The 17,788-nt window shown below is 62.9% G+C and carries 14 protein-coding genes; 12 read left to right on the top strand and 2 right to left on the bottom strand.

Annotated features, from left to right (window positions below; translation table 11 throughout):
* The first annotated feature begins 19 nt into the window (after positions 1-19).
* From treZ to AB4P94_RS20945, 12 genes are all read left to right on the top strand, one after another.
* Positions 20-1,765 (top strand): malto-oligosyltrehalose trehalohydrolase, encoded by a 1,746-nt coding sequence (gene treZ, locus AB4P94_RS21000; RefSeq protein ID WP_395607250.1) that lies wholly within the window; start codon positions 20-22, stop codon positions 1,763-1,765.
* Positions 1,762-3,846, top strand: coding sequence for a 4-alpha-glucanotransferase (gene malQ, locus AB4P94_RS20995; RefSeq protein ID WP_395607249.1), 2,085 nt, complete (start codon positions 1,762-1,764; stop codon positions 3,844-3,846). Before treZ ends, malQ begins: the two co-directional genes overlap by 4 nt.
* Positions 3,843-6,587 (top strand): malto-oligosyltrehalose synthase, encoded by a 2,745-nt coding sequence (locus tag AB4P94_RS20990; protein WP_395607248.1) that lies wholly within the window; start codon positions 3,843-3,845, stop codon positions 6,585-6,587. The genes malQ and AB4P94_RS20990 overlap by 4 nt, the downstream gene beginning before the upstream one ends.
* Before the next feature lie 24 nt (positions 6,588-6,611).
* Entirely contained in the window at positions 6,612-6,869 is a 258-nt protein-coding gene (locus AB4P94_RS20985) for a DUF2934 domain-containing protein (RefSeq protein WP_395607247.1), read from the top strand.
* Between the two features lie 196 nt (positions 6,870-7,065).
* The gene (glgX, locus tag AB4P94_RS20980) at positions 7,066-9,225 is read left to right on the top strand and encodes a glycogen debranching protein GlgX (protein ID WP_395607246.1); all 2,160 of its coding nucleotides are present in this window, start codon (positions 7,066-7,068) and stop codon (positions 9,223-9,225) included.
* A gap of 1 nt (position 9,226) precedes the next feature.
* Positions 9,227-10,225, top strand: a complete 999-nt coding sequence (locus tag AB4P94_RS20975) for an acyl-CoA dehydrogenase (RefSeq protein WP_395607245.1) — start codon at positions 9,227-9,229, stop codon at positions 10,223-10,225.
* Positions 10,222-10,980: a PIG-L deacetylase family protein gene (locus AB4P94_RS20970; protein ID WP_395607244.1), complete on the top strand. Its 759-nt coding sequence runs from the start codon at positions 10,222-10,224 to the stop codon at positions 10,978-10,980. The genes AB4P94_RS20975 and AB4P94_RS20970 overlap by 4 nt, the downstream gene beginning before the upstream one ends.
* Complete coding sequence (locus AB4P94_RS20965; RefSeq protein WP_395607243.1) at positions 10,977-11,576, top strand: SAM-dependent methyltransferase; 600 nt, start codon at positions 10,977-10,979, stop codon at positions 11,574-11,576. The genes AB4P94_RS20970 and AB4P94_RS20965 overlap by 4 nt, the downstream gene beginning before the upstream one ends.
* A complete protein-coding gene (locus tag AB4P94_RS20960) occupies positions 11,573-12,232 on the top strand; it encodes a glycosyltransferase (RefSeq protein WP_395607242.1) in 660 nt (219 codons plus the stop codon). The genes AB4P94_RS20965 and AB4P94_RS20960 overlap by 4 nt, the downstream gene beginning before the upstream one ends.
* A gap of 175 nt (positions 12,233-12,407) precedes the next feature.
* Positions 12,408-13,169, top strand: coding sequence for a PIG-L deacetylase family protein (locus tag AB4P94_RS20955; protein WP_395607241.1), 762 nt, complete (start codon positions 12,408-12,410; stop codon positions 13,167-13,169).
* Between the two features lie 143 nt (positions 13,170-13,312).
* Positions 13,313-14,332 (top strand): alpha/beta fold hydrolase, encoded by a 1,020-nt coding sequence (locus tag AB4P94_RS20950; RefSeq protein ID WP_395607240.1) that lies wholly within the window; start codon positions 13,313-13,315, stop codon positions 14,330-14,332.
* Positions 14,333-14,566: 234 nt separating this feature from the next.
* Positions 14,567-16,060 carry a methyl-accepting chemotaxis protein gene (locus AB4P94_RS20945; protein WP_395607239.1) on the top strand — a complete coding sequence of 498 codons (1,494 nt, stop codon included), beginning with the start codon at positions 14,567-14,569 and terminating at the stop codon, positions 16,058-16,060.
* A 3-nt stretch (positions 16,061-16,063) separates the two neighbouring features.
* On the opposite strand, the gene AB4P94_RS20940 is transcribed toward AB4P94_RS20945, so the two are convergent.
* Together AB4P94_RS20940 and AB4P94_RS20935 are read right to left on the bottom strand one after the other, a co-directional pair.
* On the bottom strand, positions 16,064-16,690 hold the full coding sequence (locus AB4P94_RS20940; protein WP_395607238.1) for a hypothetical protein: 627 nt from the start codon (positions 16,688-16,690) through the stop codon (positions 16,064-16,066).
* A gap of 77 nt (positions 16,691-16,767) precedes the next feature.
* A complete protein-coding gene (locus tag AB4P94_RS20935) occupies positions 16,768-17,748 on the bottom strand; it encodes a 2-dehydropantoate 2-reductase (RefSeq protein WP_395607237.1) in 981 nt (326 codons plus the stop codon).
* Positions 17,749-17,788: the final 40 nt, after the last annotated feature.

Raw genomic sequence — 17,788 nt, 5'->3', positions numbered from 1 at the left:
TCAAGGGAGGGCTTCATAGATGCCGTCACGGACTCTGGAAACCTGGCCCCACGGCGCAATCATGCTGGACGCGCAACACACGCGTTTCGCGTTGTGGGCGCCCGATGCGTTTTATGTCAGCGTTGAATTGCAAGACGGCAAGTCCATCGCCATGCTGCCCCAGGCAGACGGCTGGTTCGAAGTCGAAATCAAGTGCCCGGCGGGCACACATTACCGCTACAACATCGATGGCGAACTGGACGTGCCGGACCCGGCGTCCAGGGCTCAGGCCCGGGATATTCAGGGCTGGAGCCTGGTTGTCGACCCCCTCGCCTATAAGTGGCGACACAGTCACTGGCAGGGCCGCCCGTGGCACGAGGCGGTGATATATGAGCTGCACGTGGGCGCGCTGGGGGGCTACGCCGCCGTCGAAGCCCAACTGCCGCGCCTGGCGGAACTGGGCGTCACCGCCATTGAACTGATGCCTCTGGCGCAATTTCCCGGCGAGCGCAATTGGGGTTACGACGGGGTGTTGCCCTATGCGCCCCAAGCGTCCTACGGCACGCCCGAACAACTCAAGCAATTGATCGACAGCGCCCATGAACACGGCCTGGCGGTGATTCTCGACGTGGTTTACAACCACTTCGGCCCCGACGGCAATTACCTGGGGCACTACGCCAAAAGCTTTTTCCGCGAAGACGTGCACACGCCGTGGGGCGCGGGGATTGATTTTGACCGCCGCGAAGTGCGCGATTTTTTCCTCGATAACGCACTGATGTGGCTGCTCGAATACCGTTTTGACGGCCTGCGCCTGGACGCCGTGCACGCCATCGACAACCCGGGTTTCCTCAAAGAATTGGCACAACGTGTGCGCCAGCAAGCCGACATCGGCCGGCATGTGTGGCTGGTACTGGAAAACGAATTCAACCAGGCCAACCTGCTGGAACACGACTTCGACGCGCAATGGAACGATGACGGCCACAACGCCCTGCACGTGCTGCTGACCGGCGAAACCGACGCCTATTACAGTGACTTTGCCAAGGACACCACCGCCAAGCTGGCACGTTGCCTGGGCGAAGGCTTTATCTACCAGGGCGACACCACCCGCCACGGCCACACCCGGGGCGAGCCCAGCGGGCATTTGCCGCCGAGCGCGTTCGTGTTGTTCCTGCAAAACCATGACCAGATCGGCAACCGCGCCTTTGGCGAGCGCCTGCATCAACTTTGCCCGCCCCAAGCCCTGAAAGCGGCCACCACGTTATTGCTGCTGTCGCCGATGATTCCCTTGATGTTCATGGGCGATGAGCTCAATGCGCCCGAACCCTTCCTGTTTTTTACCGACCACCACGGCGAACTCGCCCAAGCCGTGCGCGAAGGCCGACGCAACGAATTTGCCGACTTCGCCGCCTTCCAGGACCCCGAGCGGCGCGAACGTATTCCCGACCCCAATGCGCTGCCGACTTTTCTGCAATCGGCACCCGCCTTCACTGAAAACGAACAGGCGCAGTTCTATCGCAAGCTGTTGAGCCTGCGCCACCGCCACATCGTGCCGCATTTACCGGGCAGCGTGGCCTTGGGTGCGCAAGTGCTGGCAGACGGCGCCGTCAGCGCACGCTGGCGCCTGGGCAATGGCAGCGTGCTGCAGATCGACCTGAACCTTGACGCCAAGGCGCTGGATCACCCCGCACCGCCCCATCTGCTATTCGAGACGCCTGCCGCAAGCGAGGCGCAACTGGCGCCATTCAGCGCACGCGTCGCCCTATCCCCTGTTGGAGAGCACTCTTGAGCGAAGCGAACCTGGAAATACTCGCCAGCCGCGCGGGCCTGGCCGTCGATTGGATCGACGCCAACGGCCGCCCGCAACATGTGAAACCCGACGCTCTGCGCGCCGTCCTCAAAGGCCTGGGCCACCCGGCCGACACCGATGCCGAGATCGACGCCAGCCTGCTGGAACTGGAGCAGGTGCAACAAGACAAACACCTGCCACCGCTGCTGACGGCCGACAGCGGCGCAGGCCTTGACCTGGCCCGCTACTTCGAGCCCGACACGCAGTGCCGGGTCAGCCTGGAAGGCGGTGAAACCCTGGAGTTACGCCTCGACGGTGATGGCGTGCTGCCAGGCATCATTGCCCTCGGCTATCACCAAGTGCATATCGCCGATCAGACGTTCACCCTGGCCGTGGCGCCGGCTCACTGCTACAGCGTGGCCGAAGCGGTGGACAGCCCCCCTGCCCGCGCCTGGGGTTTGAGCGCACAACTGTATGCTTTGCGCCGCCTGGGCGACGGCGGTTTTGGTGACACCCTGGCACTGGAACATATGGCGCGCTCCGCTGCCGAGCGCGGCGCCGATGCCCTGGCCATCAGCCCGATGCACGCGATGTTCAGCGCCGACCCCTCGCGCTACAGCCCCTACTCGCCGTCCAGCCGCTTATTCCTCAACAGCCTGTATGCATCGCCGACGTGCATCCTTGGCGAACGTGAAGTGCGCAGCGCCATTGAAGCGACAGACCTGGAAGATGAACTGCATGCACTGGAACAACTGCCCCTGATCGACTGGCCCGCTGCCGCCAAGGCCAAACAACGCCTGCTGCGCGCACTGTATGAAGACTTCCGCCAGGGCGGGCACCCGCAGCACGCGGATTTTTTGAGTTTCCGCCAGGCCGGGGGTGAAGCCCTGGAAAACCACTGCCGGTTCGAGGCCGTGCAAACGGTGCGCGCAGCCGCAGGCGAAGACCTCGACTGGCGCCATTGGCCCGAGGCGTGGCGCAACCCGCAAAGCCCTGCGCTGGCACAGTTCGCCGAAGAACATCGCGACGAGATCGGTTTTTTCGCCTTCAGCCAATGGCTGATCGCCCGCAGCCTGCAACGCGCAAAGCAAGCGGCGCGCGGCAGCGGCATGGGTGTGGGCCTGATCGCCGACCTCGCCGTGGGCGCCGACGGCGGTGGCAGCCAGGCCTGGAGCCGTCAGGATGAACTGCTCGCCGACCTTACCGTCGGCGCGCCACCCGACATCCTCAACCGTGCGGGCCAGGGCTGGGGCATATCCGCATTCTCGCCGGAAGGCCTGAAGCGCAACGGCTTTCGTGCCTTTATCGAAATGCTGCGCGCCAACTTCGCCCACGCCGGCGGCCTGCGCATTGACCATGTGATGGGCCTGCAACGTCTGTGGGTCATCCCTATGGATGCGTCACCGCGTGAGGGGGCTTACCTGTATTACCCGGTGGATGACCTGTTGCGCCTGCTGGCGCTGGAATCCCATCGCCATCAAGCCATTGTGCTCGGCGAAGACCTCGGCACCGTACCGGATGGCCTGCGCGAAAAACTCATCGCCCGCTCGATCCTCGGCATGCGTGTGCTGCTGTTCGAACAAAACCACGACGGCCAGTTCAAGCCGATCCTCGACTGGCCGGACAACGCCCTGGCCACCACCAGCACTCACGATTTGCCCACGCTCAATGGCTGGTGGCATAGCCGGGATATCGAGTGGAACATCCAGCTCGGCCTGATCGATGCCCCCACCGTGGAGCAATGGAGCGAGCACCGCCTGCGCGAACGCCAGGCGTTGCGCCAGGCCTTGAGCCAGGACCCGCAGAACTTCGTGGACGAGATCCGCAATGACACCGACCACATGATCGACGCCAGCGTGCGCTACCTCGGCCACACCCGCGCGCCGCTGGTACTGCTGCCGCTGGAAGATGCCCTGGGCGTGGAAGAACAGGCCAACCTGCCCGGCACCCTTGATACGCACCCGAACTGGCGCCGCCGTTTCACCGGAGAAGCCGCCAGCCTGCTCGACAATGAAAACGCCGCACGCCGCCTGGAACTGCTGGCCGTGGCGCGCAACCAGGCCCACGAGCGTGACCGATGAAGCCCCTTGCGTTACGCGCCACCCAGCGTCTGCAATTTCATAAAGGCTTTACCCTGGATGACGCGGTGCCGTTGGTGCCGTATTTCGCCAGGCTTGGTATCAGCCATATTTATGCCTCGCCCTTGCTCAGCGCCCGCGCCGGTTCCATGCATGGCTACGATGTGGTTGACCCGACCACGGTGAACCCCGAGCTTGGCGGCGAACCCGCCTTGCGGCGCCTGGTGGCGGCACTGCGTGAGCATGAGATGGGCTTGATCCTCGACATCGTGTCCAACCACATGGCCGTGGGCGGCGCCGACAACCCGTGGTGGCTGGACCTGCTGGAATGGGGGCGCCTGAGCCCCTACAGCGAGTTCTTCGACATCCAGTGGCACTCGCCCGACCCGCTGCTCAAAGGCCAGTTGTTAATGCCATTTCTGGGCAGCGATTACGGCGAAGCCTTGCAAACCGGGACGCTCACCCTGCAATTCGACGCCACCCTTGGCGCGTTTCACGTCGAGCACTACGAGCATCATTTTCCCATCTGCCCACGGGATTACGCGACGATTCTGGGCGACGGCGAGTTACTCAAACCCCTGGCCGACCGTTTCACCGCGCTCACCTGGCAGGACGACGCCCATGCCGAAGCCGGCTGGCTGAAACACGCGCTGGCCGAACGCGCCACTGAAGTGTTGCCGGCCATCGAACAACGGCTGGCCACCTTTGATGGCCGCCAACCTGAGGGTTTCCAGCGCCTGCATCAGTTGCTGGAACAACAGGCCTACCGCCTCGCCAGTTGGCGCACCGCTGCGGACGATATCAACTGGCGGCGCTTCTTCGACGTCAACGAACTCGGCGGCCTGCGGGTTGAACGTACGGCGGTGTTCGAGGCCACCCACGGCAAGATTTTTGAGCTGATCAGTGAGGGCTTGGTGGACGGCCTGCGCATCGACCATATCGATGGGCTGGCCGACCCACGGGGTTATTGCCGCAAGCTGCGCCGTCGCGTGGATGCGCTGTCGCCGCAGCGGCACTTGCCGATCTTCGTCGAAAAAATCCTCGGTGAAGGCGAAACCCTGCGGCGTGATTGGCAGGTGGACGGCACCACCGGTTACGAATTCATGAACCAGCTCTCGTTGCTCCAACACGATCCGGCCGGCTTCGAACCGCTCGCCGATCTGTGGACGCGCCATAGCGAGCGCCCCTCGGCCTTTATCGAAGAGGCCAGGCTGGCGCGCCAGCAAATCCTCAACGGTTCCCTCGGCGGTGATTTCGAAAGTGTGGCCCAGGCCTTGTTGCAAGTGGCCCGCGACGATGTGATGACCCGCGACCTGACGCTTGGCGCCATCCGGCGCGCGTTGCAGGAACTGATTGTGCACTTCCCGGTGTACCGCACCTATATCAGCGCCCGGGGCCGCAGCGCCGAAGATGACGTGTTCTTCCAGCAGGCCATGGAGGGCGCGCGCAGCACCCTCGGCGAAGGCGACTGGCCGGTCCTCGAACACCTGGAAAACTGGCTGGGCGGCCAGCCGTGGCGCGATCGCCCGGTCGGCCGGGAACGCAAGATCCTCAAACATGCCTGCGTACGCTTTCAGCAATTGACCTCGCCCGCCGCCGCCAAGGCGGTGGAGGACACGGCGTTCTATCGCTGCGCAGTGCTGTTGTCGCGCAATGACGTGGGCTTCAGCACCGAACAGTTCAGTGCGCCGCTGGCGGACTTTCATGCGGTCAACCGCCAGCGCTTGCGGGAGTTCCCGGACAACCTGCTGGCCACCGCCACCCATGATCACAAACGCGGCGAAGACACCCGTGCGCGCCTGGCCGTGCTCAGCGAGTGCGCGCCCTGGTACGTCGAACAGGTTGAGCAATGGCGCATTTTAGCGGCGCCTTTGCGTGACGGTGAAAACAGCCCTTCGGCGGGCGATGAACTGATCCTCTACCAGGTGTTGTTGGGCAGTTGGCCCCTTGATGCGAACCTTGAGGGCTATCAGCAACGCCTGTGGCAGTGGCAGCAAAAAGCCCTGCGCGAAGCCAAGTTGCACAGCAGCTGGAGTGCGCCCAACGAGACTTATGAGCAAGGGGTTGAAGCGTTCCTGTCACGCCTGTTGCTCAGTGAAGAAGGCCGCGCATTGCGCACCGCCATCGGCGCCGCCGCCCAGGCTATCGCGCCAGCGGGCGCGTTGAACGGGCTGGCGCAAACCTTGCTTCGTCTCACCGTGCCGGGTGTGCCGGATTTGTACCAGGGCGATGAATTCTGGGATTTCAGCCTGGTGGACCCGGACAACCGCCGCCCGGTGGATTTCAACGCACGGCAACAGGCGCTGAACACTGCGCCGGACGTCGGCGAGCTGTTGCCCCATTGGCGTGACGGGCGTATCAAACAGGCGCTGATTGCCCAGGTGTTGGCAGTGCGCACGGCCGATCCTGAGCTCTTTCGCAGCGGCAGCTATACCCCGCTGGAAGTGACCGGCCAACACGCGGATCACGTCGTCGCTTTCTGCCGCGAACACCAGGGCAAACACTTGCTGGTGGTGGTACCTCGTCTGCCCCATCGCCTGCTGGAAAACGGTGATTTGCCTCACATTGATGCGCAGGTTTGGGGCGATACGCGGGTGAAATTACCGTTTGCCGTTGCAACACAAAACTGGAAGGGACTTTTTCACACGGGCGCAGTCACACCAGACAAGGACCTGCTGATCAGCACTGCCCTGGGGGATTTCCCGGTCAATGTCTTTATCAATCCTGATGATCAAGAAAGCTGAAAATTTTCTCTGAGGAGCATTGTGATGAGTACTGAAGACAAACGTGTTCGCGAGTTGGCGCATCAGATCTGGGAATCGGAAGGCAAACCCCACGGTGAAGATGCACGCCACTGGGAGATGGCGCGCAAGCTGGCAGAAGCCGAAGCGTTGACGCCAAGCAAGCCAAAACCTGCGGCCAAGCCCAAGACTGCACCCAAGCCAGCGCCCAAAGCCAAGCCCGCCGCCGCCGCCAAGCCTGCGGCGCCGAAAAAGCCCAAGGCGCCACCCAAGCCAGCAGGCTAAACACCTTCCCCCCTGTGGGAGCGGGCTTGCCCGCGAATACGGCGTGTCAGGCGACAACATTGTTGTGTGTGCCGACGCTATCGCGGGCAAGCCCGCTCCCACAGGGGACCGCACTCTGAACTGAATTTTTACCTGGCTTCCCGCCAGCACGGCCGTCCTCGGCCTGAAAAAAGACCTTTGCAGGAGCAATTCAAGCATGAGCAAACCCGATAAAAGCCAACCGACGCCGGAAAACGAGCCGTCGCGGATTCGTGAAGGTTTGCCCTTCCCCCTCGGCGCGACCTGGGATGGCCTGGGCGTCAACTTTGCCCTGTTCTCGGCCAACGCCACCAAAGTCGAGCTGTGCCTGTTCGACGATTCCGGCGAAGTGGAGCTGGAGCGTATCGAGCTGCCGGAATACACCGACGAAACCTTCCACGGCTACCTGCCCGACGCCCACCCCGGGCTGATTTACGGCTACCGTGTGTACGGTGCGTACGACCCGGCCAACGGCCATCGCTTTAACCACAACAAATTGCTGATCGACCCCTATGCCAAACAGCTGGTGGGCGAACTCAAATGGTCCGAGGCGCTGTTTGGCTACACCATCGGTCACCCGGACGACGACCTCAGTTTCGACGAACGCGACAGTGCGCCGTTCGTGCCCAAATGCAAGGTCATCGACCCGGCGCATACCTGGGGCAACGACCAACCGGTGCGCGTGCCGTGGGACCGCACCATCATTTACGAAACCCATTTGCGCGGTATCAGCATGCGCCACCCTTCGGTGGGCGAATCGGTGCGTGGCACCTGCGCCGGCTTGATGGAAGACGACGTGCTCAAACACATCCGCCAATTGGGTGTGTCGTCGGTGGAATTGCTGCCGGTGCACGCCTTCGTCAATGACCAGCACCTGCTGCAAAAAGGCATGACCAACTACTGGGGCTATAACAGCATCGCGTTTTTCGCGCCGGACCCGCGCTACCTGGCCAGCGGCAAGATTGCCGAGTTCAAGGAGATGGTTGCGCACCTGCACGAAGCCAAACTGGAAGTGATACTCGACGTGGTCTACAACCACACCGCCGAGGGCAACGAACGCGGGCCTACCCTGTCCATGCGCGGTATCGACAACGCCTCCTACTACCGGTTGATGCCCGACGACAAGCGCTTCTACATCAACGACTCCGGCACCGGCAACACCCTCGACCTCAGCCACCCGTGCGTCTTGCAGATGGTCACCGACTCCCTGCGTTACTGGGCCACGGAGATGCACGTGGACGGTTTCCGCTTTGACCTGGCGACGATTCTGGGTCGCTACCGCGAGGGTTTCGACGAGCGCCACAGCTTCCTCGTCGCGTGCCGACAAGACCCCGTGCTGCGCCAGCTGAAAATGATCGCCGAGCCTTGGGATTGCGGCCCCGGCGGCTACCAGGTGGGCAAGTTTCCGCCGGGCTGGGTTGAATGGAACGACCGTTTCCGCGACACCGTGCGAGCCTTCTGGAAAGGTGACGACGGCCAGTTGGCAGACTTCGCCGCGCGCATGACCGCCTCGGGCGAGATGTTCAACCACCGTGGCCGCCGCCCTTACAGCTCGGTGAATTTCATCACCGCCCACGATGGTTTCACCCTGCACGATCTGGTGTCGTACAACGACAAGCACAACGAAGCCAACGACGAGAACAACCAGGACGGCAGCAACAACAACCTGTCCTGGAACCATGGCGTCGAGGGCCCGACCGACGACCCGCAAATCAATGCGTTGCGCCTGCGCCAGATGCGCAACTTTTTCGCCACGCTGTTGCTGGCCCAGGGCACGCCGATGATTGTGGCGGGTGACGAATTCGCCCGCACCCAACACGGCAACAACAATGCTTACTGCCAGGACAGTGAAATCGGCTGGGTCAACTGGGACCTGGACGATGACGGCAAGGCCCTGCTGAAATTTGTAAAACGCCTGATCAAGCTGCGCCTGGCGTATCCGATCCTGCGCCGTGGCCGGTTCCTGGTCGGCGATTACAACGAGGATATCGGCGTCAAGGATGTCACCTGGCTCGCCCCGGATGGCAACGAGATGAACACCGAGCAATGGCAGGACAGCCATGGCCGCTGCCTGGGCATGCTGCTGGACGGTCGTGCTCAGGAGACCGGGATTCGCCGGGCTGGTGCCGATGCCACCCTGTTGCTGGTGGTCAACGCCCACCACGACATGGTCAATTTCCGCCTGCCACCGGTGCCGGAAGGTGAGTTCTGGACCTGCATGCTCGACACCAATGCGCCGGCCGTACGAGGCCAGGAGCGCTTTGATTTCGAACACGAATACGCGGTCACCGGCCGCTCACTGCTGCTGTTTGAACTGCAGCGCGACGACGAGGTGTGACATGGCCTTGCACGGATTCCTTCAAGGCAACCGGGACTATGCGGACACGCAAGCCCTGGGCGATGCCCTGAAGGCCCTTCAGGAGCAAGGCCTGGACCAACTGCCATTGCCCGGCAGCGGCCAGACGCTGGAGCGCTTCAGCCGCCTGGCGCAGGTGGCCGGGCACGACCTGCGCCTGTGCAAGTTGTTTGAAGGCCACACCGATGCCTTGGCAATCATCGCCGAACTCAACAGCCCCTTGCCGCCCGTGGGCAGCACGTGGGGCATGTGGGCCGCCGAGCCGCCGAACGCCAAAGTGCGGGTACGGCGTGATGGTCAGTGGCTGATTGTTGACGGGCGTAAAGCCTGGTGCTCGGGGGCGGCGGTGGTCAGCCACGGGCTGCTGACCGCCTGGGACGACGAGGATCGCCAGCAGTTGGTCGCCGTGCAGATGCACCAGCCGGGGGTCAGCGTGACCAATGAGGGCTGGAAGGCCGTCGGCATGGCGGCAACGGGCAGTGTCGAAGTGGTGTTTGAGCATGCCCGCGGTATCGCGATTGGCGAGCCCGGCGATTACCTCGCCCGGCCCGGGTTCTGGCAAGGCGGCATCGGCATTGCCGCGTGCTGGTATGGTGCAGCGCAACGCCTGGCGGAGGCGTTGCGCGAGCAGTGCAGCAAGCGCCCGGAACCCCATGCGCTGGCGCACCTGGGCGCTGTGGACAGTGCGCTGAACAGCGCCGCCTGCGTGCTGCGCGACAGCGCGGCACAGGTTGACCGCACGCCTCTGGCGGATGCCCGACTGCTCGCCCAGCAAGTACGCGCCTGCGTAGAAGATACCGTCGAACAGGTGATTCATCATGTCGGGCGCGCCGTCGGCGCAGGCCCGTATTGCAAGGACCCGCACTTTGCCCAGTTGATGGCGGATTTGCCGGTGTACGTGCGGCAAAGCCATGCCGAACGTGACTTGGCCGCCCTGGGCGAACAGGTAGCGGGTGAACCCACAGGGAGGTGGCAATTATGAAACCCAATCCAATCGTCGGCCAGGGAACGCCGCTGCATCAGTGGCAAGCTTCATCCCATATGGCCGAGTTGCCAAAGGTCAGCGTTGAGCAACTGGTTCCCGAAGGGCATCGCGCAGTGATCATTGCGCCGCACCCGGATGACGAAGTGCTCGGCTGCGGTGGGCTGTTGCAAGGTTTGGCAGCGCTGGGGAGGCCCATTCAGTTGATTTCGGTGACCGATGGCAGTGCCAGTCATCCCGGCTCCAGGCGCTGGCCGGTCGAGCGTTTGAGCGTGGTACGCCCGCAGGAATCAGCCCAGGCCTTGCACCGCCTGGGCTTGCCGCTGCATAGCCTGAAATGGCTACGGGCAGGGTTTACCGACAGCAAGGTGGCCGCCAGTGAACGCCCGTTGAGCGCGTTTATCCAGCGCTACCTCAAGCCGACCGATGTGGTGTTCACCACCTGGCGCGAAGACGGCCATTGCGATCATGAGGCTGTCGGGCGCGCCAGTGCCCTGGCCGCGCAGGCTGTCGGCGCCACCTTGTATGAGCTGCCGGTATGGACCTGGCACTGGGCGACGCCGGAAGACAGCCAGGTGCCGTGGCACCGTGCGCGCAAGATCCCGCTGACACCCGAGGCGGTGGCGCGCAAACGCCATGCCATTCATGCCTTTGCCAGCCAGCTCGAAGGCGACCCGCACATTGGCCTTGCGCCGGTACTGGCGCCCTATGTCGTCGAGCGCTTGCTGCAACCCTTTGAAGTGGTGTTTGTATGAGCGTTGCCACGCCGTATTTCGACCAACTCTTTGCGGGCAATGACGACCCTTGGGCGTTTCGCCAGCGTTGGTATGAACGCCGCAAACGCGCCTTGACCCTCGCCGTACTGACCCGCCCGCGCTACGCGTCGATCTTCGAGCCGGGCTGCGCCAACGGTGAATTAAGTGCAGAACTGGCACCGCGCTGTGATCGGCTGCTGTGTTGCGACACGGCGAGCGCGGCTGTCACCCTGGCAGAAAAACGCCTGCTGGGCTTTGCCCATGCACAGGTCCAGCAAAGCCGCTTGCCACAACAATGGCCCGCTGGCCCGTTCGACCTGATTGTGTTGAGCGAACTGTGTTACTACCTCGACATTGACGACCTCAATACCCTGATCGACCGCGCCCTCGCCTCCCTGGCCGACGACGGCCAACTGCTGGCCTGTCACTGGCGCCCGGCAATCGAAGGCTGCCCGCAAACGGCTGACGAGGTACATGCCTTGCTGCAAAAACGGCTGGACATGGCCCACCTTGCCCGGCACCACGAGACTGATTTCCTGCTTGACCTGTGGGGCCGCGATGGCGCCTCGGTTGCCACACGCGAGGGCCTGCGATGATCGGTATTCTGATCCCGGTGCATAACGAAGAAGACCTGCTGGGCGAATGCCTGAACGCCGCGATGATTGCTGCCAGCCACCCAGGGTTGCTGGGTGAACCTGTGCAGATCCTGGCGGTTCTGGATACGTGCAGCGATGGCAGTGCGGCGATTGCCCAGGCGTATCCGGTACAGGTACTTCACGTGCAGGCGCGCAATGTCGGGCATGTGCGCGGCGTAGGCGCACGGCATTTGTTGAATCAGGGCGCCCGCTGGATTTCCTGCACGGATGCCGACAGCCGGGTCGCCCCCGATTGGCTGGTGGCGCAATTGGCGCTGGGCGTCGATGCCGTGTGCGGCACGGTCACCGTCGACGCGTGGAGTGAGGGTTTCGATCCGGCCGCACAAATTCGCTATCACCAGGCGTACCAGGCATGCGACGGCCACCGCCATGTCCATGGAGCCAACCTGGGCGTGAGTGCCGGGGCCTATGTGCAGGCCGGCGGGTTCGAGCCGCTGGCCTGTCATGAAGATGTGCAACTGGTGCGTGACCTGGAACGCTGCGGTGCATCGATCGCCTGGAGCCATACGCCACAAGTCATCACCAGCGCCCGCCTGGATTGCCGGGCGGAAGGCGGCTTTGGTGATTATTTAAAGAGCCTGATGCACGCGACCTGAAAAATCCACATTTCACGATGTAAGAGCGCTACATCCTTGTCTATGCTGACAGTGCCTTGCTGGCAATCCAGGACTGGAGTGCCGCGCCTCACCGCAGCGGAGCCTGTGGTGATTACAAGAGAGTCGTCCCGTCAACGGGGCACGACCCGCATCAATCGACAAGGATGTGACACCCATGAAACCTGCCTCCCTGAGCGAGGGCCGTCGCGGCCCCGCGCAAATCTGGAACAGTGCACCGCAGCTGGCGCAAATCCCCGCTATCACGCCCACCTCGCTGGTACCTGCGGGTGCCCGCGTGGTAGTCATCGCGCCGCATCCGGGCGATGAGGTGCTCGCCTGTGGCGGGCTGCTGCAAATACTCAGCACCCTGAACCATCCGCTGCTGCTGATTTCGATCACCGACGGCAGCGCCAGCCACCCGGGGTCCAACGCCTGGCCCGCGAGCCGCCTGAGCGTTATCCGCCCTCAGGAAAGCGCTGAAGCCCTGCGCCGCCTTGGCATGCCCTTGCACAGCCTGAAGTGGATTCGCGGCGGGTTTTGCGACGATGCACTGGCGGCCAGCGAGCAGCCCATGAGCCAATTCATCGCGCGCTACCTGCTGCCCGGCGACACGGTCTTTACCACCTGGCGCAACGACGGCAATGACGACCACGATGCAGTGGGCCGCGCCAGCGCCAAAGCCTGCAGCCTGATCGGCGCACGCTTGCATGAACTGCCGATCTGGGCCTGGCACTGGCCTGCACGTGAGGGGGCAATTATCCCCTGGCAGCGCGCGCGCAAAGTGCGCCTGGACACCTGGAGCGTGGCGCGCAAGCTGCACGCCACCCACGCCTACGCCAGCCAGTTGGTCGGCGACCCGGCGATTGGCCTGGCGCCGAGGCTCGCCCACGAGTTGCTGGAGCGCATGCGCGAGCCCTACGAGATTGTGTTTTCGTAGAAGGCTGGCGCCTGTGTATCGCAGTGTGTACAGCGGCCATTGCGATACACAGCGTTTAACCCGGGCCCTTTGCTGAAACACACCCGATACACCGCAGCGGTCAACTGAGGGCCAGGCACACACCACGCCCCAGGAGGCTCGCCATGCACACCCCGTTGAACCGCCGCTCCACTTTTCTGGCTTTTGCGCTGCTGCAGTTCGGTGTCATCGGCGCCGCCAGTGCCGAAATGCCCGAGATCAATATTCCAGCCGTCGCCAGCCATTCCTCGTTCGGCGCGCTCAAGCACGTCAAGGCCGGCGTGCTGGATGTGGCCTACGCTGAAACGGGGCCAGCTGACGGCCAGGTGGTCATCCTGCTGCATGGCTGGCCCTACGATATCGACAGCTACGCCAGCGTTGCTCCGCTGCTGGCCGCCAAGGGCTACCGCGTGCTGATCCCGTATGCGCGGGGCTACGGTGGCACGCGGTTTCTGTCGGACAAAACCCTGCGTAATGGCGAGCCTGCGGCACTGGCCCAGGATGTGATCGATTTTATGGACGCACTGAACATCAAGCAGGCCGTGCTCGGCGGCTACGATTGGGGCGCCCGCTCGGCAGATATTGTCTCGGCACTGTGGCCGCAAAGGGTGAAGGCGCTGGTATACGTCAGCGGCTATTTGATCGGCAACCAGGCCGCAGGCAAAAACCCTTTGCCGCCCAAGGCTGAGTTGCAGTGGTGGTACCAGTTCTATTTCGCCACCGAGCGCGGCGCCGCAGGGTACCAGAAAAACACGCGCGATTTTGCCAGGCTGATCTGGCAAACCGCTTCGCCGAAATGGGCCTTCGACGATGCCACCTTTGAACGCAGCGCCAAGGGCCTGGACAATCCGGATCACGTGGCCATCACCGTGTTCAACTACCGCTGGCGCCTGGGGCTGGTACAGGGTGAAACCCGCTATGACGCGCTGGAACAGAAGCTTGCGTTATCACCCTCCATTGGCGTGCCCACCCTCACGCTGGAAGGCGACGCCAACGGCGCCCCGCACCCGCAGCCCGAAGACTATGCCAAGCGCTTCACCGGCAAGTATGAATTTCGGCTGATCAGCGGCGGCATCGGCCACAACCTGCCGCAGGAAGCGCCGGCGGCGTTTGCAAAAGCGGTGATTGACGCCGACCACCTGTAAAGGGAGCCGACTGTACAAGCGGTCAGGGGTGGGAGGCTCACTCGATCAGGGCGTCACGGGTGACATGGCGTCCTGCCTCAAGCACTCGCGCGTTAAAACTCTGCCGAAGGTACGACAGCCGTAAAACACGCAAAGCCTCAAGTCCCATTCAATGATGCCGATACTCTATTACCTTGCCCAACGGTGGCACGCCCCATGCTTTGTTCCAGGTTCGACCACATGGAGTACGAGTGAATGCCCGTCCGCACGCGTTTTATGGAGCACTACCGCAAGGCCGACCGCATCATGCTGGCGTTGATCTGGCTGATGTTTGTGTTCTCGCTGGGCCTGGCGTTCTGGCACGACACGTTGATTCAAGCCGTGATCGTCGGGGGCGGCACCAGTGTGGTGCTGACAATGCTGTACCGCGCTCTTGGTGGCACGCGCGTGATGCGCTGTTTGCTCGGTGCCGGGCTGATGGTCATGGCCGCCCTGCACATCAACCAGGCGCAAGGCGTGATCGAATCGCACTTCGGCATCTTCGCGTTGCTGGCCGTGCTGACGTTTTATCGCGACTGGCTGCCGATACTGGTGGCAGCGGCGACGATCGCTGTGCACCACGTGGTGTTTCATGCTTTGCAACACCAAGGTTTTCCAGTGTTTGTGATGGAGCATCACGGCGGCTGGGCCATGGTGTTCGTGCATGCGTTTTACGTGGTGATGGAGACGGTCGCCCTGCTCTACCTGGCCATTCATAGCCAGCGCGAAGCGGTCGAGAGCCAGGAAATGCTCGAGAAGATGCTCGCCGTGACCTCGCAATTCACCGCGCAAACCGCCACAGGCGAAGGCAAGGCGCATGTGTCCCTGGCCAAACGTTTCGACCACTTCCTGGAACAACTGACCCACTTGATCGACGGCGTTGCCCGCGACTCCCACGGCCTCGGCCAATTGGGCCAGGAACTGGCCAGCGCCAGCGGCACCCTGGAAACCGGCGCGCGCCATCAACTGGCCGAAATCACCCAGATGACCGGCTCCATGCAGCGCATGGAGGACGCCATGGGCCACATCACCTTGCATGTCGAGCAAGCGGTGGAACACGCGGGCAAGGCCAGCCAGCAAATCGAGCGGGGCCAGGAAAGCGTCGGTCGCGCCCAGGTAGAAATCACTCAACTGGCCGCCCGCATCAGCGGCACCCACCAGACCGTGCAAGGCCTGGCAGTGCAAGCCGAGCAAATCGGCTCGGTACTCGAAGTGATCAGCAGCATCGCCAACCAGACCAACTTGCTCGCCCTCAACGCAGCCATCGAAGCCGCCCGTGCCGGGGAACAGGGCCGTGGTTTTGCCGTGGTCGCCGATGAAGTGCGCAGCCTGGCCCAGCGCACGGCGGTCTCCACCCAGGAGATCAAGCAAATCATCGAGGGTTTACAGCAAGGCAGCCGCCAGGCCGTGGAAGCCATGCACGACAGCCAGCAAGGCGTTGAGCGCTGCGTGCAAGACAGCCAATTGGCAGTCGATATGTTGCAAGCGGTAGGCAGCGACATTGCGCACATCGACAGGCTCAATGGGCGAATTGTCACCACTACCCGCGAGCAATCCACGGCGAACCTGGAGATTGTCGGGCGGTTGCAGGCGGTGCAGAGCATTGCGCAAAGCACCGCCGATGATGTGGGCACCCTGGCCCGCAGCAGCGAGCGCCTGCCGCCGATTGCGGTGCGCCTGGATGCGTTGGGGCGCAGGTTTCACCCCTAGCGCTTAAACGTCCAGGAACATGACATCGTGCATTTTGTAGCGGTCGATGTAGGGGCCGGCCAGTTGCCCGATATACGCACCGGTCCAGCGTTGCAGCGCCACACGCCACTGGCCATCGTTGTTGTACATCAGCACATTGGCGTTGAAGTTGCCCGAGTCGTAGAACACATCGGTAATGATCAGCCGCTGTACGTCACCGGCGGCGCGTACGTTGGTGTACTCCTGGGCCAGCCGGCCCGGCTGGACGTGATACACCTTCAAGCCCAGCGGGGTTGCATCGATCACCAGGGTGCAGCCGCTCAATTCAGCGGTGAACATCAGCCCGTCCGGCACCCCCATGGGCCGGGGCCGCAAGGGCATGATGATGTTTCCACCCTGGGGTAACCATCGCGCGGAAATGGGCGACTCACCGCCGACCATCTCCAAGGCCGGCGCGTTCTCGATCCTGATCGGTTCCTTGCGAAAGGACCAGGTGGAACCTGCGCGCACCAGATCAAAGCTGAAAATCCCGCCTTCGGAGAGAAACACCGGCACCGGCGCGAGCCGCGTCAAAAAGCCGGTCATCAACACGTTGTCGGTGAGGTACTTTTCGGGGTTTACGCGAAACGCCTGGTTCTGACCATTGCTCATTGCACATACTCTTCGGAATGTATGGGGGCACTGAGTCAGAAAACGTTTCACGAGAGCGGAATATTCCCCCTGCGCTGTCAGTTCGGTAAAAGCCCCAGCAGCTTGGCGCGCATCCTCGCCAGGGCATAGACCGTACGCGTGCGAGGCAGCGGCGCCCCGACCCTGTCCGCCACGCCTACCAGCGCACCCAGGATGGCTTCGATTTCCACCGGCCGTTGGCCTTCGACGTCTTGCAGCATGGAGGTTTTGACCTTGCCAAGTTTGCGGGTGATGGCGATGCGCTGCGTGGGATCGATTTCGGGCGAAAGGCCCAGCCGCCTGCCCAGTTCCAGCACCTCGTCCATCATCTCGACACACACGGCATGCACGAACGGGTCGTCGATCAGCTCATCGGTGGTGCCGCCCACCAGCAGGCTGACCGGGTTGAAGCAGGCGTTTCCGAGGAGCTTGAGCCATATCTGTTCGCGCACGTTTTCGTCGGCGTGAGCATCAAAACCTGCATCATGAAACGCCTTGGCGAGGGTCTCGGCGCGTGCACTCAAGCCGCCGGCCGGCTCGCCGAACACCAGCCGGTTCCCGGACATGTGCTTGATCACGCCAGGGCTGAGTACCGCACAGGAAGGAAAGACCACGCAGCCGATCACCGCGCGGGCAGGAATGCCCTGTTCGATCACGCCCCCCGGATCGACAGCCTCCAGGCGCAAGCCCGCCAACGCCTGCGTCGTCTGCAGGAAGTACCACCATGGCAGACCGTTAATGGCAGGCACGACCACTGTATCCGGACCAACAAGCGCTTTGGCATGGGTCACGGCGGCAGCTAACGCGGGTGCCTTGACGGCGAAGATCACCAAGTCTTGAGCGCCCAGCTCTTCGGGATTGGATGTCGCATGCAAACGGGCAATCAACACATCCTCGCCGGAGTGCAATTGCAGCCCCTGCTCGCGGATGGCCTCCAGCGTTGCGCCGCGTGCGACCACACTCACCTCGTGCCCGGCAGCAAACAACTTGCACGCCAGAAAGCCGCCAATGGCCCCGGCACCTACAACGGTTACTCGCATGGTCGCTCCTTAAAATACTTCAGTGGTGGTGTCAGGCAAA

Origin of the sequence: Pseudomonas sp. B22129 (assembly GCF_044218875.1) — a bacterium.
Classification (GTDB): domain Bacteria; phylum Pseudomonadota; class Gammaproteobacteria; order Pseudomonadales; family Pseudomonadaceae; genus Aquipseudomonas.
Note: the sequence above shows the minus strand (reverse complement) of the source record. Positions and strands in the feature narration are given on the sequence as shown.